Annotated in this window: 20 protein-coding genes; 14 read left to right on the plus strand and 6 right to left on the minus strand. The window is 72.1% G+C overall.

Features of this window, described 5'->3' with window-relative positions; genetic code table 11:
* Positions 1-40: 40 nt before the first annotated feature.
* Complete coding sequence (locus IPJ59_RS12685; RefSeq protein ID WP_293255439.1) at positions 41-832, minus strand: dienelactone hydrolase family protein; 792 nt, start codon at positions 830-832, stop codon at positions 41-43.
* Positions 833-899: 67 nt separating this feature from the next.
* Here IPJ59_RS12685 and IPJ59_RS12690 point away from each other — a divergent pair, with 67 nt between their 5' ends.
* The 5 genes from IPJ59_RS12690 (at position 900) to IPJ59_RS12710 (ending at position 7,305) form a co-directional block, all read left to right on the plus strand.
* Complete coding sequence (locus IPJ59_RS12690; RefSeq protein WP_293255436.1) at positions 900-1,268, plus strand: hypothetical protein; 369 nt, start codon at positions 900-902, stop codon at positions 1,266-1,268.
* 5 nt (positions 1,269-1,273) lie between these two features.
* A complete protein-coding gene (locus tag IPJ59_RS12695; protein WP_293271820.1) occupies positions 1,274-2,992 on the plus strand; it encodes a M3 family oligoendopeptidase in 1,719 nt (572 codons plus the stop codon).
* A 197-nt stretch (positions 2,993-3,189) separates the two neighbouring features.
* Positions 3,190-4,980, plus strand: coding sequence for a M28 family metallopeptidase (locus tag IPJ59_RS12700; RefSeq protein ID WP_293271822.1), 1,791 nt, complete (start codon positions 3,190-3,192; stop codon positions 4,978-4,980).
* A 189-nt stretch (positions 4,981-5,169) separates the two neighbouring features.
* Positions 5,170-6,510 (plus strand): VOC family protein, encoded by a 1,341-nt coding sequence (locus IPJ59_RS12705; RefSeq protein ID WP_293271823.1) that lies wholly within the window; start codon positions 5,170-5,172, stop codon positions 6,508-6,510.
* 96 nt (positions 6,511-6,606) lie between these two features.
* Positions 6,607-7,305 (plus strand): hypothetical protein, encoded by a 699-nt coding sequence (locus IPJ59_RS12710; RefSeq protein WP_293255425.1) that lies wholly within the window; start codon positions 6,607-6,609, stop codon positions 7,303-7,305.
* Positions 7,306-7,352: 47 nt separating this feature from the next.
* Here IPJ59_RS12710 and IPJ59_RS12715 read toward each other — a convergent pair whose 3' ends face one another.
* From IPJ59_RS12715 to IPJ59_RS12725, 3 genes are all read right to left on the minus strand, one after another.
* Positions 7,353-7,655, minus strand: a complete 303-nt coding sequence (locus IPJ59_RS12715; RefSeq protein ID WP_293255422.1) for a hypothetical protein — start codon at positions 7,653-7,655, stop codon at positions 7,353-7,355.
* A gap of 143 nt (positions 7,656-7,798) precedes the next feature.
* Positions 7,799-9,508, minus strand: a complete 1,710-nt coding sequence (locus IPJ59_RS12720) for a cytochrome b N-terminal domain-containing protein (RefSeq protein WP_293271825.1) — start codon at positions 9,506-9,508, stop codon at positions 7,799-7,801.
* Positions 9,508-10,077: a QcrA and Rieske domain-containing protein gene (locus tag IPJ59_RS12725; RefSeq protein ID WP_293255407.1), complete on the minus strand. Its 570-nt coding sequence runs from the start codon at positions 10,075-10,077 to the stop codon at positions 9,508-9,510. The genes IPJ59_RS12720 and IPJ59_RS12725 overlap by 1 nt, the downstream gene beginning before the upstream one ends.
* A 93-nt stretch (positions 10,078-10,170) precedes the next feature.
* On the opposite strand from IPJ59_RS12725, the gene IPJ59_RS12730 reads away from it, so the two are divergent.
* The 5 genes from IPJ59_RS12730 to IPJ59_RS12750 all read left to right on the plus strand — a co-directional run bounded on the left by IPJ59_RS12730 (position 10,171) and on the right by IPJ59_RS12750 (position 14,578).
* Positions 10,171-11,043 (plus strand): class I mannose-6-phosphate isomerase, encoded by an 873-nt coding sequence (locus IPJ59_RS12730; RefSeq protein ID WP_293271827.1) that lies wholly within the window; start codon positions 10,171-10,173, stop codon positions 11,041-11,043.
* 202 nt (positions 11,044-11,245) lie between these two features.
* Entirely contained in the window at positions 11,246-12,085 is an 840-nt protein-coding gene (locus IPJ59_RS12735; protein ID WP_293271829.1) for a hypothetical protein, read from the plus strand.
* 76 nt (positions 12,086-12,161) lie between these two features.
* The gene (locus IPJ59_RS12740; RefSeq protein WP_293255398.1) at positions 12,162-13,025 is read left to right on the plus strand and encodes a hypothetical protein; all 864 of its coding nucleotides are present in this window, start codon (positions 12,162-12,164) and stop codon (positions 13,023-13,025) included.
* Positions 13,026-13,045: 20 nt separating this feature from the next.
* A complete protein-coding gene (locus tag IPJ59_RS12745; protein ID WP_293255395.1) occupies positions 13,046-13,972 on the plus strand; it encodes a hypothetical protein in 927 nt (308 codons plus the stop codon).
* Between the two features lie 9 nt (positions 13,973-13,981).
* Positions 13,982-14,578, plus strand: a complete 597-nt coding sequence (locus tag IPJ59_RS12750) for a hypothetical protein (RefSeq protein WP_293271831.1) — start codon at positions 13,982-13,984, stop codon at positions 14,576-14,578.
* 235 nt (positions 14,579-14,813) lie between these two features.
* Here the strand turns inward: IPJ59_RS12750 and IPJ59_RS12755 are convergent, their stop codons facing one another.
* A complete protein-coding gene (locus IPJ59_RS12755; RefSeq protein WP_293271833.1) occupies positions 14,814-15,845 on the minus strand; it encodes a synaptic vesicle VAT-1 family membrane protein in 1,032 nt (343 codons plus the stop codon).
* A 59-nt stretch (positions 15,846-15,904) separates the two neighbouring features.
* Between IPJ59_RS12755 and fumC the strand changes: the two genes are divergently transcribed.
* The 4 genes from fumC to IPJ59_RS12775 are packed head-to-tail and all read left to right on the plus strand — an operon-like array spanning position 15,905 to position 20,085.
* Complete coding sequence (gene fumC, locus IPJ59_RS12760; protein ID WP_293271834.1) at positions 15,905-17,317, plus strand: class II fumarate hydratase; 1,413 nt, start codon at positions 15,905-15,907, stop codon at positions 17,315-17,317.
* 49 nt (positions 17,318-17,366) lie between these two features.
* Positions 17,367-18,536, plus strand: coding sequence for a glycosyltransferase (locus IPJ59_RS12765; protein WP_293271836.1), 1,170 nt, complete (start codon positions 17,367-17,369; stop codon positions 18,534-18,536).
* 29 nt (positions 18,537-18,565) lie between these two features.
* Positions 18,566-19,447, plus strand: a complete 882-nt coding sequence (locus IPJ59_RS12770; protein ID WP_293271839.1) for a DUF2259 domain-containing protein — start codon at positions 18,566-18,568, stop codon at positions 19,445-19,447.
* Positions 19,448-19,503: 56 nt separating this feature from the next.
* A complete protein-coding gene (locus IPJ59_RS12775; protein ID WP_293271840.1) occupies positions 19,504-20,085 on the plus strand; it encodes a hypothetical protein in 582 nt (193 codons plus the stop codon).
* Positions 20,086-20,191: 106 nt separating this feature from the next.
* Here the strand turns inward: IPJ59_RS12775 and IPJ59_RS12780 are convergent, their stop codons facing one another.
* Positions 20,192-22,606 carry a helicase-related protein gene (locus IPJ59_RS12780; RefSeq protein ID WP_293271842.1) on the minus strand — a complete coding sequence of 805 codons (2,415 nt, stop codon included), beginning with the start codon at positions 22,604-22,606 and terminating at the stop codon, positions 20,192-20,194.
* Between the last annotated feature and the right edge of the window lie 21 nt (positions 22,607-22,627).

The following is a 22,627-nucleotide window of genomic DNA, read 5'->3' on the forward strand; positions in this document are numbered from 1 at the left end:
CAAGCGAGACAAGCGAGACAAGCGAGCCGAGCGCCCGCGATCAGCTCCGGCGATCGAGCCGCTCGTGCAGGAACGCGATCACCCGCTGCAGCGCCTGCTCGGTCGGGTGCCCCGCCTCGCGCACGAGGTCGATCGTCAGCACGCTGTGTGCCCCCGCCTTGATGCCGTGCTTGTTGCCCGGCCCCGAGTCGATCTCGATCGCCTCGAAGCCGCCGCGCAGCTCCTGCTTCAGCGTCGCGAAGCGCTCGCGCGGCACCTTGCCGTCGTGCGTGAAGCACAGGCCGAGCACCTTGTAACCGTCCTGCTCGACGCGCCGCTGGATCGTCGCCAGCTCGCCCGACGACACCGCCAGCGCCGCCCGCCGATCCTTGCTGGTCGGCAGCGGCAGCGCCGGCTGCGACAACACCGGGGCCATCAGCGCCGGCTCGACCGCCAGCGACAGCGCGAAGTTGCCGGTCAAGCACATCCCGACCGCGCCCACCCCGGTCCCGCCGAGCTCCGCGTGGATGTCGCGGACCAGCGCGCGCAGCCAGTCCGTCACCGGGCTCGACTCGTGCGCCGCCAGCAGCTTGAACTCGCGGCTGACGCACAGCTTGAACATCGTCGCCAGCGCATAACCACCGGTCGCCTCCTTGCCCGCGGTCCCGAACAGCTCCGGCAAGAACACCGTGAAGCCCGCGGTCACCAGCGTCTCGGCGAATGCGATCACCCCCGGGTGGATCCCCGGCACCTCCGTGATCACCACGACCCCGGGCCCCTTCCCCTTGCGATAGACGACCTTGGCGACGCCTCCGTGCGTGAACTCTTGCTGGGCGAACCCCGGGATTGCCATGCGCGCAGTCTACCAGACCCCGCGCGACGCTTGTCAATTCCTCCGGGTAATGCCAACGATTCCTCGCGTGTCCTACGAGTTTTACAAGGTCCTCCACGTCGTCGGCATCATCCTCGTGTTCATGACGCTCGGGGCCAGCATCCTCCACGCGGCCAACGGCGGCACGCGCGAGCAGAACACCTCGCGCAAGCTGATCGCGGCGCTCAGCGGCATCGGTCTCCTGCTGATCATCGTCGCCGGCTTCGGCATGCTGGCCCGCATCCAGTCGATGAGCGCCGGCATCCCGGGATGGATCCACCCCAAGCTGCTGATCTGGCTGCTCCTCGCCGCCGCGCCCAGCGTCATCGCCCGCAAGCCCAGCAGCGCCAAGATCATGTGGATCGTTGTCCCGCTGCTCGGCGCCGTCGCGGCCTACCTCGGGATTAGCCACAAGTAATCCGCGTGCTCGCCTCGCTGCCGCCGCCGCCGCGCCGTCACGTCCCCGCCGAGCTCGAGCTCGCCTCGCTGCCCGCGCTCACCGGCTGCTACGACGAGCTCGCCACGCGGCCCCTCCCGCCCGGCGATTTATGGGCGCTCGAGCAATGGTTGCACGACTGGAGCGAGCTCGAGGCGCTGCTCCACGAGGAGCAGACGCGGCGAGAGATCGCCATGAACCGCGACACCGACGACCCCGCGCGGCTCGCCGCCTACCTCGACTGGATCGATCGCGTCGCCCCGCCCTGCAAGCCGCTGCGCGACCGCCTCGCCCGCCGCCTCGTCGCCCACGAAGACGCCGCAGCCCTCGCCCCCGAGCGCCACGCCTGCATGCTGCGCGAGCTGGCCAATCAGGTCGCCCTCTTCCGCGACGAGATCGTCCCGCTCGAGGCCGCCGAGCAGCGCCTCTGCGCCGAGCACCAGACCCTGCGCGGCGGTATGCAGGCCGAGTTCGCCGGCCAGCTGTGCACTCTGGAGGCGCTCGAGGCCGAGGAGGAGCACCCCGACCCCGCCCGCCGCGAGGCCGCCTGGCGCAGCCTGTCCGCCCGCTTCCTCGCCGAGAAGCCCGCCCTCGACGATCTCCTTGATCGCCTCCTCGACCTCCGCCTCGCCCAGGCCGCCGCCGCCGGCTGCCCCGACTACCGCGACTACCGCTTCCGCAAGCTCGGCCGCCTCGACTACAGCCCCGCCGACTGCCTCGCCTTCCACGCCGCGATCGAGGCCGCCGTCGTCCCCCTCGCCAGCGAGCTCCTGGCCCGCCGCGCCGCCGCCCTCGGCCAGCCGACCCTGCGCCCCTGGGACCTGCTCGCCCCGCTCCCGGGCGAGACCCCGCTGCGCCCCTTCACCGACGAGGCCACCCTCGTCGCCGGCTGCCGTCAGGTCTTTCACGCCGTCGACCCCGAGCTCGGGCGCCAGTTCGCCGGCCTCGCCGACCGCGGCCTCCTCGACCTCCTGGCGCGCCCCGGCAAGGCCCCCGGCGGCTACCAGGTCAACCTCGAGGCCAGCCGCCTGCCCTTCATCTTCGCCAACGCCGTCGGCCGCCACGACGACCTCCTGACCCTGCTCCACGAGGGCGGCCACGCCCTCCACGCCCTCGCCTGCGCCGACGACCCGCTGATCTGGAACCGCAGCCCCCCGCTCGAGTTCTGCGAGGTCGCCAGCATGGGCATGGAGCTGCTCGCCAGCGATCACCTCGCCGCTTTTTATACTCCCGCCGAGCAGCGCCGGGCCCTGCGCCAGCAGCTCGAGTCGATCGTCCTCTTCCTGCCCTCCATGGCCTGCGTCGACGCCCTGCAGCACTGGCTCTACACCCACCCGCAGCAGGCCCGCGGCCGCGAGCGCGACGAGATATGGCAATCGCTGCACGAGCGCTTCTTCCCGACCGTCGACTGGTCCGGCCTTACCAGCGAGCGCGCCGCCCTGTGGCAGCGCAAGCTGCATATCTTCGAGCTCCCCTTCTACTACATCGAATACGGCATCGCCCAGCTCGGCGCCCTCCAGCTGTTCGCCCACCACCGCCGCGATCCGGTCGCCACCATCGCCGCCTACCGCCGCGGCCTCGCCCTCGGCGCCCGCGCCGGATTACGCGACCTCTTCACCGCCACCGGCTTGCAGCTCGATCTCTCGCTGCCGGCGCTGCAATCACTGATGGACCTCATCCGCGCCGAGCTCGCCCAGCTCGAGTGACCTGGCGATATCATCACACCACCCGCCCACGATATCTCCACAGAATATCATCACATTTTCCATCGCCACGTATCCTGGCACTCGCGCCCGACTTCTCCGCCTCCGCCCCGCGTCCGTGCCCCGGTCGAGGCTCCCCGCCGCCTGACCCCCAGGTCATCGACCCGACCCCGCGCCGAAGCTGGCATACTCCGCCCCGCATGCGCCGCCCGCTGCTCGCCCTCCTCCTCCTCCTCGCCTGCCGCCCCGCCGCGTCGACCACGCCGCCGCCCGCGGACCCCGTCCAGGCCACCCAGCCCGCCGCCGACCCCTGGCTCGCCGTCCACCTCGACGAGCCCACCGTCCGCGCCCACCTCAACTACCTCGCCGACGACGCCCGCCAGGGCCGCGCCCCCGGCAGCGACGGCGATCGCGAGTCCGCCGCCCACGTACAAGCCGCGTTCACCCAGCTCGGCCTGCAGCCGGCCTTCGGCGCCAGCTACACCCAGCCCTTCACCCTCACCGACGGCGTCCGTCTGCTCCCCGACCAGCGGCCCAGCCTGCGCATCGGCGCCGCCGATCTGCCCGTCGATCTGCTCCCCTTCACCCAGTCGACCACCGCCCCGATCAGCGCCCCGCTGGTCTACCTCGGCCACGGCGTCGACGACTCGCCCGCGCTGCACAAGGCCACCAAGGGCGCGATCGTCGTCGTCCGCGCCGGCGCCCCCGACGACCCTCACCTCGACCCCACCCGCACGCGCACCCAGAGCAAGCTGATCGCCGCCCGCGATCACGGCGCCGTCGGCTTCATCCTCTGGGACCCCGACAGCGACCTCGCCTTCCCCAACCACGGCGAGGCCAACGACCTCAAGCTGCCCGCCCTCGCCGTCGGCAAGGCCGGCACCCCCGCCCTGCTCGCCGCCTTCAACGTCAAGCCGACAACTAGCAAGCCCACAACCAGCAAACCCGACGACGTCCACCACGGCCTCGTCCCCGGCAAGCGCGCCAAACAAAAAGCCAGCCTCCACACCCCGGTCGAGCGCGTCGAGCTCACCACCCAGAACATCGCCGCCGTCCTCCCCGGCAGCGGCGGCGGCAAACGCATCGTCATCGGCGCCCACGTCGACCACCTCGGCCTCGGCACCGGCAGCTCGCTCGCCCCCGGTGAGTCCGCCGTGCACAACGGCGCCGACGACAACGCCTCCGGCGTCGCCACCCTGCTCGCCCTCGCCGCCGCGATCGCCAGGGTCCCCGCCGCCGCCCGCCCCTACGACCTCGAGTTTGTCGCCTTCGGCGCCGAGGAGATGGGCCTGCTCGGCTCCAAGCACTACGTCGGCGCCCTCACGCCCGAGGCCCGCGCCCGCATCGTCGCCATGCTCAACTTCGACATGGTCGGCCGCCTGCAAGGCGACGCCGTCGTCGTCTCCGGCGTCGGCACCTCCTCCGTGTGGTCGCCCCTCCTCAACAAGGTCGCGGCCCCGCTGCAGGTGCGCCCCAGCGAGGACGGCTTCGGCGCCTCCGACCAGGCCAGCTTCTACACCGCCGGTCTGCCCGTCCTCCACTTCTTCAGCGGCACCCACGCCGACTATCACAAGCCCAGCGACGACCTCGACAAGATCAACTTCCCCGGCGCCGTGGCGATCGGTGATCTCTCGCTCCGCGTGATCGCCACGCTCATGCAGGAGCAGCCCACCCTCGACTACCTCAAGGTCAGCGCCGCCGCCCCGCGAGCCGGCGGGTTTCGCGTGTCCCTCGGCACCGTCCCCGACTACGCCGCAAAGGTCGACGGGGTCCAGCTCGCCGACGTGCGCGCTGGAGGAGCCGCCGCCGCCGCCGGCATGCTGGCCGGCGACATCATCACCAAGCTCGGCACGCGGGAGATCCACAACTTCGACGACTACATGGCGTGTTTCGCCGAGCTGAAGCCCGGCGTCGCCGTCCCGGCCCAGGTGCTCCGCGCCGGCAAGCCGATCGATCTGCAGATCACCCCGTCCGCCCCGCAACGCCGCTAGCACCCGCCCACGGCCCTCCGCGGCCCAATCACCGACAGCAAGATGGGCGCAGCCCCGGTCCCACCAGACCCGGGCTCGCCGACCTGCGTGAGCCGCGCCGCCGCACCTCGCCCTGCGATCCATGTACATGCCAGCTTGACCGCGCGACCTCGCCCTTTGTATGACCAAGGGAACTAGCGGAGGCTCGGCATGCGAACGATCCGGACGAGACTGGGCAGCGGCTCCTATATCACCGTCTTGTTGTGCCTCCCCTGCGGGGCCTGCGTCCTCCAGCAGCCGAACGGCACCACCGACATCAACCTCGACACCGGCAGCGAGACCACCCAGATCTCCGGCGCCGACAGCAGCAGCGGCGACACCGGCAGCAGCAGCAGCGGCGCCGAGGCCAGCGGCAGCTCGTCGGGCGCGAACGACAGCGACGCCGACAGCAGCAGCGGCGCCCCGAACCTCTGCGGCAACGGCAATATCGACCCCGGAGAGGCCTGCGACGGCAACCTCAACCCCACCAACTGCACCGACCTGGACCCCGAGTACAACGGCGGCACCGCCATGTGCGGCCCCGACTGTCAGTACGACATCAGCATGTGCGTGCGCTGCGAGGCCCCCGAGCTGGCCCCCTGCGACGCCGACAACGACGACCCCTTCAACGCGATCGAGCTCGACTGCGACCTGAACCCCGGCTGGGATCACGGCAACTCGGTCTCCCTCAGCGCGCGCAACCTCGACTCCGGCGATCCCACCGCCCTCCGCGTGCTGTCCCGCTACGGCAACCACCCCAGCGCCTTCACCCCGCGAGCGGGTGAGCGCGCCCTCCTCATCAGCACCAGCAGCCTCCCCCCCGTCGACCCCGACACCGGCGTGCTCACCCTCGACCCCGGCAGCATGAGCCCCGGCGTCAACAACGGTAACCCGGACTCGAACACCGGCCTCCCCGACAGCGTGATCGTCAAGGCCCAGCCCGGCGGCAACCCGGCGCTCATGCAGTGCGCCCCCGACAAGGACTGCTCCAACACCCTGCAGGGCCAGTGGGACGACACCAGCAACGTGTACGACCTCTTCTACGTCGAGTTCGAGACCGTCGTCCCGCAGGGCACCCACGGCTACGAGCTCGACCTCGCCTTCTTCACCGCCCACTACCCCGACTACAACGAGAGCGACCACAACGACATCTTCGTGCTGTGGTCGCAGAGCGAGCGCTACGTCGGCAACGTCACCTACCTGCGCGACGGCGACAAGCTCGAGCCGATGCGCCTCCCCGAGCTCGTCGCCGCCGGCTGGCTGACCCTCGACGGCACCAAGGCCCCCGAGCTCGCCGGCACCGGCTTCCACGGCCAGGACAAGCCCGGCGGCGGCACCCGCTGGCTCACCGTCGCCGGCCCCGCCACCCCCGGCGAGAGCCTCACCCTCGCGATCGCCGCCTTCGACCTCAACGAGGCGATCTTCGACTCCGCGCTCCTGGTCGACAACTTCCGCTGGACCTGCAGCGGCTGCGACCTGGGCGTCGACTGCGGCCTGCGCTTGCAGCAGTGACAGCGCGCCCGACTCACGCGGTGGCCTTGCCTCGGTCGATGCCCCAGGGGCCCCCAGGCCGCCCGCGTCGCCCCGCGAGCAGGATATCCTGCTGCCATGCTCCGCCCTGGCTTTGTCCTCGCCCTCTCTCTGCTCGTCGCCTGCGGCGGCGGTGACACCAACTCGAGCAGCGCCTCGACCACCGACGCCTCGACCGCCACCACCACCGCCAGCGAGACCGGCTCCGCCGCGACCGGCAGCGGCGACAGCAGCGGGGACACCCCGACCACCGACACCCCGACCACCGCCGCCCCGACCACCGGCGACGAGTCCGGCACCACCGGCGGCGCCGCCTTCTGCAACGGCTGGCAAGGCGACGACGGCGAGCCCGACCTCGTCCTCCACGACAAGGACGGCAACAAGTTGATGGACGGCAGCACCCTCCCGCTCGAGTGCGGCGCCCAGGGCATCTTCATGTTCGGCCTCTACCCGACCTTCGGCGGCTTCACCCCGGCCAGCGACCTCATCGACTTCGCCGCGGTCGTCGACGTCGACGGCTTCAACACCAACCCCGAGGGCCACTTCTACAGCGCCGACCCGATCGCCTACTACCTCGGCTGCGAGCCCCTCGACGGCGGCGTCTCCGGCGTCGTCCCGATCTTCCCGCTCGACAACCTCGCCGACCTCACCGCCCTCAACGGCCTCTACGCGGCCCTCCACGTCGTCCTCCACACCCCGGACGGCGACATCACCCGCGACCTCCAGGTCAAGCTGTCCGTCGTCAAGGACGCCTCCTGGGACTTCTGCGGCGGCTGATCCGCGCCCCGGCGGGGGGGGGGGCAGCACGCCGCGGCCAAGCCGACTCACCAGCTCGGCTTCTCCACCTCGGGCCCCGGATCAGGCTTCGCCGAACCACCGCCGCTCGCAGCGGCCCCGGCCGTCGCCCCCGCGCCCGCGGTGGCCGCCGCCGGATCGACCGGCGCCACCGCCGGAGCCGGCGGCGCGACGGGAGGCTGCGCGGTGGCAGCGGGCGCAGCCGGCGGCGTCGCGGCCTTGGCCTCGACCTTCGCGTCGGCCTTCTTCTCCTCGCCCTTGCACCCGGGGGCGCCCGCAGCGGTGGCCAGCAGAACGGTCATGGCGAGGAACTTCTCGGCGTCGATCTTCATGCCCGCGAAGCTACCAGACCTCGCCGCGACGGTCACGATGCCGACTGGGGCGGGGGGGCCGGGGGGGGGGGGGGGGGGGGGGGGGGGGGGCCCCTGGCGATCGACGGCGACCGGGACCCCTCCAGGGCGCACCGCGGCCCGGCTCACTCGCGCGGCCGCTGCTCGGCCACGTACTGCGCCAGCGCCTCGATCTCCGCCGGGCTCAGCTTGCCCGCGAACTTCGGCATCTCCGCCGTATCCCCGTACAGGTCCTTCGCGCTCGAGTCCGCGATGCTACGGGCGATCCACGCCGCGGTCCCGCGACCCGCCAGAGTCGGCCCCGTGCTGTCTTTCCCGGCCTCGACCTCGTGGCAGCTGCTGCACTCGAGCTTGCCGTCCCACAGCGCCTTGCCCTTCGCCACCAGCGCCGCGTCGCTCGCCCCCAGCTCCGGCCCGCCGAGGCTATGCACATACTCGACCACCGCCGCCAGCTCCGCGTCACTCACCGCCTCGACCGACAGCGGCTCCATCGTCTTGTGCGCCTTGGTCCCGCCGTAGAAGCGCTTGTCGCCCGGATCACGAATCAGCGCCGTCAGCCACGCGCGCCCGCCGTAATCGACGAAGCTCGGCGCCTCGGCCCCGCCCTTGCCCTCGATCGTATGACAGGTCGCGCAGTGCTCCTTGAACAGCTTGCGCGTCTGGTTCTTCGGGTCGTTGTCGAACACCGCCACCCCGCCCGCCACCGGCACCCCGAGCAGCGCCAGGGCCCGCGCCTGCGCCGACTCCTTCTCGGCCACCTCGAGCCCGTGCTGATAGCTCTCGTTGGCCGCGTCCTCCGCCATCGCGATCCCCGTCAACGCGGTCACACCGGCCATCAGCAGCCCCACGATGGTCAGCACCGGCCAGCGGCTGCTGGCCTTGCGCGTCTTGGCCCGGTCGATCCACGGCAGCGCGAACAAGGTCACCGCCACCGCCCCCGGCAGCAGCACCGTGGCGACGATCTGCAGCGGCCCCTCGAAGTACTTGAGCAGCTGATACAGGAACAGGAAGTACCACTCCGGCCGGGCCACGAAGTTGCTCGCCGGATCGGCCGGCGCGAACAGGTCGGCCCCGTGCGTCTGGTACGTCAGCAGCACCAGCGCCGCCCCGCACAGCGCCATCGCCAGCACGTCGAGGAACAGCTGATTCGGCCAGAACGGCTGCGCCTTGCGCTTCAACTCCGCCGCGCTGAGCCCCGCCGGCGGCGTCACGCCGTGGCGGCGAAACAGCGCCAGGTGGCCGACCAGCAGCAGGGTCAGCGATATCGGCAGCACGAACACATGCAGCGCATAAAACCGGGTGATCGTCAGGTTGCCGTACTCCGGCCCGCCCTGGATCGCCTGCTGCATCGGCTCGCCGCCCGGCACCGAGCCCATGATCCCGGTCGCCACCTGCGTCGCCCAGTAGCCCTTCTGGTCCCACGGCAGCAGATATCCGGTCAGCGCAAAGGCCAGCACCAGCCCGCCCATCGCCAGCCCCGTCCACCAGTTCACCTCACGCGGCGCGCGATAGGCCCCCGCCCACACCACCTGCAGCATGTGCAGGATCACCGCCACCACCATCGCCGACGACCCGTGGTGATGCAGCCCGCGGAGGAACCACCCGGCCGCGACCTGGTCGTTCAAATACGCCGTGCTCGCCCACGCCGCGCTCGCCGACGGGCTGTAATAAAACCCGAGCAAGATCCCCAGCACCACCTGCTGCATGAACAGATAGGTCAGCACCGACCCGAACACATATTGCACCCGGGCCCCGCCCTCCACCTCCTCATTCAGCGCGTGGCCCATCAGGGTCCTTAGCCCCGTGCGCGCCTCGATCCAGTCGAGTATGCGCATTACACCGGCTCCTTGTGCGGCACGCCCTGGCGGAAGCGCTGGAAGCGGATCGCCACCAACCCGTCCTTCTCCTCGATCTCCAGCGTGTCGAGCGGCCGCGGCGACGGCCCGCCCTCCACCACCCCGGTCGCCGTGAACGCCGAGCGGTGGCACGGACACTTGAACTTGGCCTCCCCCGGCTCGTAATCCACCGCGCAGCCCAGGTGCGGGCACGCCGTCGAGAACGCCTGCAGCTTCCCGTCCACCTCAACCACCCAGCACGACCCCAGCTTCACGTCGCGCTCGCGGCTCCACGCGTCGACCCGGTCCGCGTGCAGATCGATCCGCACCGGCGTCGCCGAGAACTGCGTGCGCGCCCCCACCGGCAGGAACGCCCCGACCGCCCGCTCGCGCCCCAGCGGATACAGCAGATACCCGACCGCCGGCGCCGCCGGGATCGCGGCCAAGCCACAGCCCAGCACGCCGACGCCGAGCTTGAGCAGCCCCCGCCGCGACGCCGCCTCGGGCGACCTGTCCTCGGGGTCATGTGCCGCGCCGTCCGGCGCCCCTCGATCATCGCTGCTGCTCATGCAAGCACCTCGGTCGCCGCAGCATACCTGGAACAACGTCCCGCGTGCGGCCCCGTACGCGACGGCGCAGTGACTGCGCGCTACCATCGCCGCGTGCAGCGCCTCCTCCGCCCCGCCCCCGGGCCCAGCACCCTCAAGCTCACCCGCTGGGGCGGCACCCGCCTCGCCGCCCTCCGCGACCATCCCGACCCCACCGCTCGCGTCGGCGAGTCCTGGGAATTCTCGACCCTCCCCGATCACACGAGCCGCGTCGGCGATCGCCCGCTCACCGAGCTCCTCGGCGGCCCCCTGCCCTTCCTCGCCAAGCTGATCGACACCGCCCTCCCGCTCAGCGTCCAGGTCCACCCCGGCGACACGGCCAACATCCCCGATCGCCCCGACCGCCCCGGCAAGGAGGAGGCCTGGGTGATCCTCGCCGCCGACCCCGGCGCGACCGTCTGGGCCGGCCTCGCCGACACCTGCACGCCCGCCGACTTCCGCAGCGCCGTGGCCGCTGGCGCGCCCCTCCTGGCCCTCCTGCGGGCGATCCCCGTCGTCACCGGCAGCGTCGTCCTGGTCCCCGCCCGCACCGTCCACGCGATCGGCGGCGGAATCCTGCTCGCCGAGATCCAGCAGCCCAGCGACTGCACCTACCGCTTCCACGACCACGGCAGCGAGCGCCCGATCCAGCCGCGCGAGGCCCTCGCCGCCGTCGACCTCGAGCAACAACCCCACGTCTGGCAACCAGGCAGCCCGCCCGCCACGCTCCGCGGCCGCCACCTCCAGCTCGAGATCCTCGGCCCCGGCGCCCACCGCCGCGACCGCCCGCGCGCCCCCACCCTCGTCATCCCTGCCCGCGGCCACCTCGACCTGCACGCCCCCGGGGAGCACCAGCAGCTCGCCGCCAGCGACCTCGCCCTCGCCCGCAGCGGCCCGTTCTGGCTCGAGCTCCCGCCTGGCTCCCTCGCCGTCCTCGGCCACATCTGAGCGGCCGCATTTGCGGGACCTGGACGACAGTCGAGCCCCCCTGCGATCCGCCCCCGATCCGCCACCAGGCCCGCGCTGCGTGGCGATCCGCCGCGTCGCGGACCACCACCCTCGCCTGCCTCCAGACCGGCCAAGTCCGCGACATCCCTCGCCCGCGCGACCGACACGCGGCTTGCTACCATCCGCCCCGGAGACCGCCACCATGTCGCTCGCTCGCAGCCTGTCCCTCGCCCCGCTCGCCCTGCTCCTCACCGGCCCGGGGTGTTTCCTCGCCAACAGCGACCAGCTCAGCAACATCGAGATGCGCGAGGCCCTCGACGAGGTCGTGCTCGAGGGTCAGGGCCAGTCCGTCGAGAACGAGATCATCGAGATCACCACCGACTTCACGATCGGCGCCGGCGTGGCCGAGGCCGCCGCCGCCCTCCGCGACGCGATCGCCAGCCAGATCCCCTGCTCCACGATCACCGCCGACAACGACACCCTCACCATCGACTTCGGCGTGCTGGGGGACGAGTGCGTCTACAACGGCCACACCTTCGCCGGCGTCGTCACCATCACCATCGCCCACGACCCCGCCAGCAAGCAGACCACCGTCGATCACAGCTACCAGGACCTCACCAACGGCGTCGTCACCCTCAACGGCAGCAAGCTCGTCACCTGGACCGACGCCGCCCGCCACGTCGTCAGCGACCTCGACGTCGAGCGCGACGGCAAGACCGCCCACACCAGCTCCGACCGCACGCAGACCCTCCTCGACCCCGCCGCCGGCCTCCTCGGCGGCATCGAGATCAACGGCGAGCGCGACTGGGACAACGACAAGGGCAACTGGAAGCTAGCGATCGATGGCGTCGAGCTGCGCTGGATCGACCCGGTCCCGCAGGCGGGCAGCTACACCCTCACCACGCCCAAGGGCAAGACCGCCGTCCTCGGCTTCAGCCGCGTCGACGACGACACCATCGCCGTCACCCTCAGCGGCGGTCGCACGGACCGCGTCTTCCACGTCACCAGCACCGGCGTCGTCAGCGACGAGGGCGACGCCTGAGCCGGGCGCCCACGCGCCCACGCACCCGCCACGGCCGACCCCCCGCCGGCCCCGCCGGTTCGCGTATCATCGCCGCATGACCCTACCTGCGCGCCTTGCCCTGCTCCTGCTCCCCTGCCTGCTCCCCGGGCTGCTCCCCGCTTGTGGCGACTCCGGCGACGCCGGCGAGACCAGCTCCACCACCGCGCCCGCCACCACCACCGGCGAACCCGCGAGCAGCAGCGGCCAGACGCCCACCACCAGCGGCGACGCCAGCTCCTCCACCGGCGCCCCGCCCAGCGACTCCTGCATTTACATCAAGACCGAGTCCGAGTGCGCGATGGCGACAGACTGCACCTGGAAGGGCGTCGTCCAGTACACCTACGGCGCCCAGGGCTGCGGCGGCAGCATCGCCAACTTCTGCGTCGACAAGACCCCCACCGGCGTCGCCTCGGCCTGGTACCGCGAGGTCGACGGCGACGCCCAGGTCCTCGAGTTCGGCTACACCCCCGACGACCTCGGCGCCGACTGGCAACCCTGCACCTGCGACGGCCCGCTCGCCTGCCTCTGCACCTCCGTCACCGAGTCCTGCCCCGCGCGCCTCGGCGAGTTCTGCGGCGGCATCAGCACGCAGATGGGCTGCAGCAACGCCAACGTCCTCGGCGACGCCCGCTGCGCCTGGCTCTCGGTCTCGCCCGAGGGCCCGCTCGATGCCAACTGCGCCGACGATGCCCAGGTCGAGCTCTGCCTCCCGGCCGACATGGCCAGCGCCCAGACCTGCACGCCGCCCGCCTACACCTTCGGCAGCTGCGCCGGCTTCAACCAGGAAATCTTCTGGCGCGAGGTCAACGGCGTCGTCGAGATCACCGTCGCGTGCGGCCCCCAGCCGATCGGCTTCACCAAGTGCGAGGCCGACGACACCCCGCAGCAGCCCGACGAGTGCAGCTGCCGCTGCCTGTAGTTTTCTCGTATCATGCCGCCATGATCTTCCCTCGCTTGCTCCTCGTCGTCGGCGCCTGTTCGCTCCTCCCCGCCTGTCCCAAGGGCAATGAAGGCACCGCCAGCGACGCGAGCTCGAGCGGTGGCAGCACCGCCGAGGCCACGACCACCCCGGACCTGACCACCACCACCCTCCCGACCACCACCGTCGACGCGAGCACCAGCGACAGCACCGTCGCCACCACCGCGGCCAGCACCACCGACGCCACGACGGACGCCACCACCGGCGGCGCCTGCGTCGACTGCCTCGCCCTCGCCAACGAGATCGACTGCGTCAACACCCCCGAGTGCAAGTGGGCGGGCGTCGTCAGCTACGGCTACAGCGCCCAGGGTTGCCAGGGCAGCATCGCCAGCTTCTGCGTCGCCAAGCAGCCCACCGGCGTCGCCACCGCGCTCTACCGCGACCTCGACGGCGGCGGCCAGCAGGTGCTCGAGTTCGCCTACACCCCCGAGTGCCTCGGCGCCGAATGGAAGCCCTGCGACTGCGACGGCCCGCTCGCCTGCCTCTGCACCTCCGTCACCGAGGACTGCCCCGACCGCCTCGAGGAGTTCTGCGCCGTCAACATCACGGAGATCGGCTGCAGCAACGCCACCTTCAAGGGCAACCCGGTCTGCCACGAATTCAAGGTCGCCCCCGAGGGCCCCTTCGACGACAAGTGCGAGGTCAAGCAGGCCAAGACCAAGTGCCTGCCCGCCACCGATACCGACAAGAACACCTGCACCCAGGTGCACTACACCGATTACCCCAATTGCGCCAACCAGGACGTCGACCCCGTATACTGGCGCGATAACATGGGCACCGTCGAGCTCATCCAGAGCTGCGGCCCCGTGCCCACCGGCTTCACCCCCTGCGAGGCCATGGACACCCCGGACCAGCCCGACGAGTGCGGGCTCTGCATCTGCCTGTAAGGAGGCAAAGTGCATCCATTGCTGGCCCGTCGACTCCCCGCGCTGACCGCCGCGCTGACCCTGCTGGGGAGCCCGCAGCCGGCCGGCGCCCAGGAGCCCACGAGCGAGGCGAACGACGCAAAGGCCACTGCGCCTGCGCCTGCGCCTGCGCCCGCCGCGGCGCCTTCGGCCCCGATCCGGGGGCCGATCGTGCACGTCGTCGTCAAGAACGCGGACCCGGACAAGGGCCCGGTGAAGCTCGCGCGCTATCGCGGCGCGCGGCCGACGACCGTCCCAGCGGGGAATACGGTCGTCATGAGCACCTACTTCGACGAGCTATGCACCGAGCCCTGCGACGTCGCGGTCGATGTCTCCGAGCGGCCGATGTTCTTCTTCGTCCGCGACGGCACCCCGGTGTCCAACACCTTTCGCCTCAACAACCTCGCGGGTCACATCACGCTCAAGGTGCAGACGACCCGCCGCGGCCTGATGGTCGCCGGTACCCTCACCCTCCTGTTCCTGGTCGGGATCCCGATGTTCATCGCGGCCACACCGAAAGTCTGGATGGCGGAGGGCCGACCAGGCCCTGACCTCAAGTTCAAGCGGCTCTGGCGGGCCCGCCTGTGATCCGCGCCGCAAGGCCAGAGCCTGGCGTTCATCAGCCAGCCAGCGCAGGCCATGGGACGCTCAGGTCTCCGACGGATCGTCGTCTGGCGGCTCGCAGCCGGACATCAGCGCGAGTCCCAATACGACAGCGGTCCAAACACATCTCGGGCTAGCCACGAACATCTGTTTCACGGGTCGGTCTCCTGCCTGTGAAGTTGTGACCCGGCCCCACTCTGATCAGTTCACCCCCCGACGCTCAGGTCAGCAGCACCAGCTTCCCGACCGTCCGCGCCGACTCCAGGTCCGCGTGCGCCCGCGCCACCTCGTCCATCGCATACGTGCTCACCGCCGGCATGCGCAGCTCCCCCGCCGCGAACCCGCCGAGGATCCGCCCCATCGCCTCGCGCAGCAGATCCCCGCGATGAAACATATACGACAGATTAAACCCCAGCACCGACCTGTTCTGATTCACCAGCCCCATCGCCGAGAACCACGGCGTCCGCAGATAGTCGATCGCCAACTTAAGATAGTTCGGCCGCCCGCCGCGCCGCGGCAGCATCGAATGAAACCCGTAGATGACCAGCCGCCCCGCCGGCGCCAGATGCTGGTAGCTCGCGCGCAATGTGCTCACCCCATTCGCGTCAAAGATCGCCGCATACCCGCCCGGCGCCGCGGCCCGGGCCCGCCCCCACAGATCCTCACACGATCGATCGATCACGACCTCCGCCCCGAGCTCCCGCGCCGCCGCGACCTTGTGCGCCCCGCCGACCACCCCGACCACGTGGCACCCCGCCTGCCGGGCCAGCTGCACGAGCGCCGAGCCCACGCCGCCCGCCGCCGCGTGCACAAGCACCCACTCGCCCGCCACCGCCCGCGCCAGTGAGTGCAGCGCGTGGTCGGCGGTGAGGAAGATCGTCGGCAGCCCGGCCGCCTCCGCCAGCGACAGCCCTTGCGGCACCGCGAACACCTGCGACGCCGGCACGACAAGCTGAGTCGCGTAGCCCCCGAAACGGGTCACCGCCATCACCGCGTCGCCGATCGCTCGTCCCTCCACCCCGGCCCCGATCGCCGACACCACCCCCGCCACCTCGAAGCCCGGCGTGATCGGCCAGCCCACGTACTCACGCGCCGACGCGTAGAGGCCCATGCGGATCACGCAGTCCGCATAATTCACGCCGATCGCCGCCACGTCGATCCGCAGCTCCCCGGGCCCCGGCGTCGGCGTCGGCGCCTCCTCGATCTGCAACCGTTCATGGCCGCCGGCGCGGTGGATCACGACCTTTCGCATGCGCCGACCCTCGCCCGCGCGCCGCCGTGCGGTCAAGTCCGTGTTAGCCTCCCCGCCGCATGAGCAGCACCGGCGGAACGACGCGCAGCGAATCCGACAGCATGGGCCCCATCGAGGTCGAGCAGAGCCGCTACTGGGGCGCCCAGACCGAGCGATCGCTGCACCACTTCAACATCGGCGACGACCGCTTCCCGCGGCCCATGATCCGCGCCCTCGGCCTGCTCAAGAAGGCCGCCGCGCTCGCCAACTTGGAGCTCGGCATGCTCCCCGAGGCCAAGGTCTCGCTCATCCTCCGCGCCGCCGACGATGTCATCGCCGGCAGCCTCGACGAGCACTTCCCCCTGCGCGTGTGGCAGACCGGCAGCGGCACCCAGACCAACATGAACGCCAACGAGGTCATCAGCAACCGCGCGATCGAGCTCGCCGGCGGCGTCCTCGGCAGCAAAAAGCCGATCCACCCCAACGACGACGTCAACCGCGGCCAGTCCTCCAACGACACCTTCCCGACCGCGATGCACATCGCCGCCGCCGAGCAGGTCGTGCATCACCTCCTGCCCCACGTCACCGCCCTGCGCGACGTCCTCGCCGACAAGGCCCAGGACTTCGCCGATATCATCAAGATCGGCCGCACCCACCTCCAGGACGCCACCCCGCTGACCCTCGGCCAGGAGTTCTCCGGCTACGTCCAGCAGCTCGACTACAGCCTCGCCGCCGTCGCCCACGCCCTGCCCCACGTGTACCAGCTCGCCCTCGGCGGCACCGCCGTCGGCACCGGCCTCAACACCCACGTCGACTACGCCGTCACCAGCGCCCGCCACATCGCCAGCCTCACCGGCCTGCCCTTCATCACCGCCCCCAACAAGTTCGCCGCGCTCGCCGGCCACGAGGCCCTGGTCGGCCTCCACGGCGCCCTCAAGACCCTCGCCTGCGCGCTCATGAAGATCGCCAACGACGTGCGCTGGCTGGCCTCCGGCCCGCGCTGCGGCCTCGGCGAGCTCAGCATCCCGGAGAACGAGCCCGGCTCCTCGATCATGCCCGGCAAGGTCAACCCGACCCAGTCCGAGGCCCTCACCATGGTCTGCGCCCAGGTGCTCGGCAACGACGTCGCCGTCAACATCGGCGGCGCCTCCGGCAACTTCGAGCTCAACGTCTTCAAGCCCCTCATCATCCACAACGTCCTCCACTCGCTGCGCCTGCTCGGCGACGCCTGCCGCAACTTCCGCGAGTTCTGTGCCGAGGGCATCACCGCCAACCGCGAGCGCATCGCCCACAACCTGCGCGAGAGCCTCATGCTGGTCACCGCACTGAACCCCCACATCGGCTACGACAACGCCGCCAAGATCGCCAAGAAGGCCCACCACGACGGCACCTCGCTGAAGGCCGCCGCGCTCGCCCTCGGCCTGCTCAGCGCCGAGCAGTTCGACGCCTGGGTCCGCCCCGAGACCATGACCGGCCCCGAAGGCGGCGCGTGAGCCCCTCGCTCCACGCCGAACAATTCGTGACCGGCCGCGAGGGGCACGCGTGAGCCCCTCGCTCCGCGAGCCCGCGCTGTCGATCGTGCTGCCCCTGCGCGAGGGCGCCGCGATCCCCGAGCTCTACATCGCCGTCACCACCGCCTGCGAGCGCCTCGATCGCTACTACGAGCTCCTCCTCGTCGACGACGGCGCCCGCGACGGCTCCGGCCACATCCTCGACGCTCTGGTCGACGAGGACCCGCGCGTCCGCGTCGTCCACCTGCGCCGCCGCATGGGCCGCCCCATCGCCCTCGCCGCCGGCCTCGCCCGCGTCCGCGGCGACATCGTCCTCACCCTCGAGGCCGACGACGACGACCCCGCGATGATCGCCGACTTCGTCGCCCGCATCGACGCCGGCGCCGACATCGTCACCGGCTGGCGGCAGCGCCCCGGCGTCGGCCCCGACCTGCGCAGCCGACTCCTCCGCCGCCTCGCCGAGATCGAGCTCCACGACCCCAGCTGCGGGCTCCGGGCCTACCGCCGCAGCTGCCTGCTCGCGCTCCCGCAGCCGCCCGGCGGCGAGCGCTTCCTGCCCCTCCTCGCCCACACCCAGGGCTTCCGCGTCGAGGAGCTGGTCGTCCACCCGCGCGACCCGAAGCGCCGCAACGACGAGGGCGGCCTGCTCGCGGCCCTCGCCGACCTCCTGCAGATCGTCCTGCTCACCCGCCACCCGCACCGCCCGCTGCGCCTGCTCGCCGTCCCCGGCCTGCTCTGCGCCGCCGCCGGCCTGCTGCTGCTCCTCCTCGCCCCCTTCCTCGGCGCCCTCGCCTTCGCCCTCGGCCTGCTCGCCGCGATCGTCGGCAGCCAGCTCGTGATCGCCGGCGTGCTCGCCGAGCAGCTCGCCAGCTCCCGAGCCCCCGCCCACTACGCCGTCCGCGACGAGCGCGAGGCCAGCGACGAGGCCCGCGCCGCCTTCGCCAGCGGCACCCCACGCCCCATCACCGCCCCGCACCGCCCCACCGCGCAGCCCCAGCTCGCCGACCCGCACCTCGCCGCGCCCAACTTCCCCGCGCACCCCACCTACGCCACCCCGGGCCCCGCCACCGGCCCGACCCGCACCGTCGTCGCCCCCGTCGTGCCGACCGAGATCAGTATCGCCGAGGACGACGAGGACGAAGAAGACAGCGGCCCCGCCACCGTCGCCCTCGATCGCAACCCCTTCCGCCCCTCGCACTGACGCCCCCCGCCTTGCTACCTTCGCGCCCAGTGCCCCGCGTCGCCCTCGCCCTCGTCCTCCTCGCCGCCTGCGGCGCCCCCGACCTGCAGCCGCTGAATGAGGCCAAGCGTCGCGAGCCCGACAAGGCCCCCGGCAAGCCCGACGCCCCCGAGCCCGACGCCCCGCCGCCGCCGCCGCCCGAGCCGTACTCCCGCGCCGGCGACCCCGCCGAGCAGCGCGACGAGCTGCGCTTCTGGGGCTTCTCCGCCGACGGTCTGCGCTACGCCTTCGAGACCTTCGACAGCGGCCCCGGCGCGGTCAAGTGCGAGGGCGAGGCCAGCCTCTTCATCGTCGACGCCGGGCGCGACGCCTTCGTCGACGGCCTCCCGCTGGTGCTCAAGCACCGCCAGCCCGACGCCGAGCGCTGTGACCCGCCCGACCTCCGCGCCGAGCTCTCGCGTCACCGCGACGAGCTGTTCCACCGCCACGGCATCGTCGTCGGCAACCAGGGCCCGGCGATCGTGCCCCGCCCCGCGGTCACCATCGAGGGCACCGCGCGCGCCTCCACGATCGACCTCCGCTCCGGCAAGCAGCTGCGCGCCGAGATCGAGGTCCTGGACGGCGACCGCGAGAAGGTCGGTGAGCGCGGCGCGGGTTACCGCCTCACCCTCAGCGCCGACGGCGACGCCGCCCCGCGCGTCGTCGAGTCCGGCGCGCGCCGCCGACCGTGGATCTGGGACTACAACCTCGACGAGGGCCTCGCCTTCATCAGCCCCGACGGCCACCACATGGCCCTCCTCATCGGCACCGCCCGCCGCAGCTTCGAGGGCGACCGCCACAGCTACATGAGCAACGGCCTGCGCCTCGACGACAGCTGGCTGACCCCGAACCCCAGCACCCGCCCGCTGCGCCCGGCTCGCACCCCGCCCTGACGCGCCTCCGCGAACGCCATCGGTCCGCCGACACTCCGCCCCGCTTCTCCTCCGTCATGGCCACGATCGACTATCCCGTCCGCACCAGCCCCCTCTACTGGGTCGTCGTCGCGGTGCTCGTGGCGATCGGCCTGTTCGGTCTCTCCACCATCGGCTTCACCCTGCTGTACGGCGGCCCCTGGACCCTCACCCTCCTCACCGCCGTGCTCGTCGCGCTCCCGCCGATCTACATCCTCGGCACCCCCGAGTACCGCGCCCGCGGCCAGATCCGCGTCGGCCTCGACGCGGTCGAGGTCCCCGGCCCCGGCGACCAGCCGCTGCGCTTCGACCCGCGCACCCTCCAGCTCCACCTCACCCGCGTCCGCGTCCGCTACACGATCGCCATGCTCCCCGTCGCTGACGTCCAACGCGGCACCGTGCTCGAGCTCCGCGACGGCCACCTGCGCCGCCGGATCTCCAGCCTCACCCTCGTCCACCCCGAGCACGCCGCCGCCCTCATCGACGACCTCGAGCGGGTCCGCCGCGGCGAGCCCCCGCAGGGCCCGCAGACCCGCCCGCTCGACGCCCCACCGCCCCCACCGCGCCCGCAGAGCGAGCTCGAACGCCAGCTCGAGCGCGAGCTCGCCGCCCTCGATTGACCTGTCCCTTCGGTCATCCCACCTGTCCCGAACGACAGCTACGCCTGTCCCATCGGCCAGCCCACCTGTCCCACGGGACAGCCCCACCTATCCAATCGGACAGCCCTCAGCGCGGCGCCCCGCGCCGCTTGCCGCGACGCCCCCGCTCGGCCCGCACGAACACGTAGCGCTCGTCGTCCACCCGCGTCAGCCCCATCGCCTCCGCCACCTCGCCCGCCTCCGCCTGCGAGCAGCCGAGCCACGAAGCCAGCTCCGGCGGCAGCGCCGTCGGCCCCGCGCTGGTCGCCTGCAGCAGCCGGCCGAACATCCGCTCGGCCTGGTCGGCCCGCACTGCCCGTGGCCCGAAGGGCGGGTAGCCGATCGCGTGGTACCACGACGCCGGCACCTCCTCGTCCACCGGCAACGACACCCGCCCCGCGGCCGGCAGCGCCGGCGGACGCCCATTCGCCGCCGACCACAGCGCCGCCCGCCGCAGCAGCGCCGCCGGCTCGAGCAGCGCCGGCACGAACACCACCAGCGCCCCGAGCTGGATCTTGAGCTGCCCACACAGCTTGCGATCGTCCGCGTCGAGCCCCTGCACCTGCGCCTCGCAGCGCGCCCGCAGCAGCGAGCCGAGCCCCTGCTCGAGCTGGTACACGAGCCCCTTCCCCGCCGCCTTCAGCCGCCCCGCAGCCTCGGCCCGCAGCGGCGCCAGCAGCTCGGCCACCAGGTCGCGCGTCCACGCCAGCAGCCGCCGCCGTACCTGCGCCTGGGCCCCCGCGCCGAAGCCCTCGGCGAGCATCAGCTGCACCTCCGGTCGCAGCAGATCAGCGCCGCGGCTCATGCTCGCGACCACCAGCTCGCCCAGCCGGATCTGCCCGCGCGCGTCGACGGCGAAGGCCTCGTGCGGCGCCTCGACGATCCGCGCCGCCTCGTCCGCCAGCGGCCCCTGCTCGACCACCTCGGCCAGCCGCAGCGCCGCGAGCTGGCGAAACGGATGGTCCGGCTCCACGACTCGCCCCCGCGCCCCCGCGTCCACCACCCGCCCCCGCGCCGGCGTCCGCGGCTCCACGCTCGCCGCCGCCGAGAAGCTGCGCCCCCGCGGATCGACGAAGCGCTGGGTCAGCCGCTCGTGAAGCGCGTCGCTCAGGCGATCCTCGATCGCCCGCGTCAGCCCCTGCCAGTGCTCGGGATCCGCGACCCAGTGCCCGTGATGGCTGATGTACGTCCAGGTCCTCACGAACGAGATCCGACTCATCAGCGCCTCGATGTCCCCCTCGTCGTTGTCGAGGTGACGGATCCGCCGATCCATCCACGCCGGATCGAGCCGTCCATCGCGCGCCAGCTGCGTGAACACCCCGGCGAGCAGGCGCACGTGGCTGCCCTCGAGCAGCTTGCGAAAGTCCGGGATGCGACACACCGCCCACAGCAGCTCGACCTTCTCCGGCCCCCGCGCCAGCGCCTGCACCTCCGGCAGCAGCGCCAGCTCGGCCAGCGCGTCCGCGTCGTCGCTGCGCTCGACCAGACGCAGCTGCGGCAGCGTCGGCCGCCGCTTGAGCGAGGCCTGCAGCGCCGCCACGCTCGCGTAGTCGAACTCGCTGCTGCGCCACACCAGCCGCTCGATCGCCGGGAAGCGGTGCCCCTCGATCTGCGCCACCACCGAGTGCGGCAGCGCCGGCAACCCGCTCAGCAGCCCGAAGCTCCCGTCCTTCGTGTAGCGCCCCGCCCGCCCGGCGATCTGCGCCAGCTCGGCCGGCTCGAGCGGCCGCATCACCTTGCCGTCGAACTTGCTCAGCGCCGCGAACGCGACATGGTCGACGTCCATGTTGAGCCCCATCCCGATCGCGTCGGTCGCCACCAGGTACGCGACCTCGCCCGCCTGATACATCGCCACCTGGGCGTTGCGCGTCCGCGGCGACAGGGCCCCCAGTACCACCGCCGCGCCGCCGCGCCGCCGCTTCAGCTTCTCCGCCAGCTCGTACACCTGCGCCGCCGAGAACGCGACCACCGCCGAGCGCGGCGCCAGCTGGGCCAGCTCGCACGCCGGCAGCGACTTCAGCCGCGAGAACCGCGGGTGCCGCTCGACCTGCACCCCCGGCACCAGCTCCTGCACGATCGCCGTCATCGTGTCCGACCCGAGGAACATCGTCTCCAGCGCCCCGCGCAGGTGCAGCAGGCGATCGGTGAACACGTGCCCGCGCTCGCGGTGAGCCGCCAGCTGGACCTCGTCGATCGCCACGAAGTCGACCGCCTGCGTCACCGGCATCGACTCCACCGTGCACACCCAGTAGCGCGGCCGCGCCGGCACCCGCTTCTCCTCGCCGGTGATCAGCGCCACCGCGGCCTCGCCCACCTGGGCCGAGACGCGGTCGTACACCTCGCGCGCCAGCAGCCGCAGCGGCAGCCCGATCATCCCGCTGCGATGCTCGAGCATCCGCCCGATCGCCTGGTGCGTCTTGCCCGTGTTGGTCGGCCCGAGCAGCGCCCCGACGGCCCCGCCACTGGCCCCCGTACTGGCCCCCGAGGTGGTCCCTGCGCCCAAACCTGCATTTTCGCGCTGCAC

Source organism: Nannocystis sp. (genome assembly GCF_016714285.1).
GTDB lineage: Bacteria > Myxococcota_A > Polyangia > Nannocystales > Nannocystaceae > Nannocystis.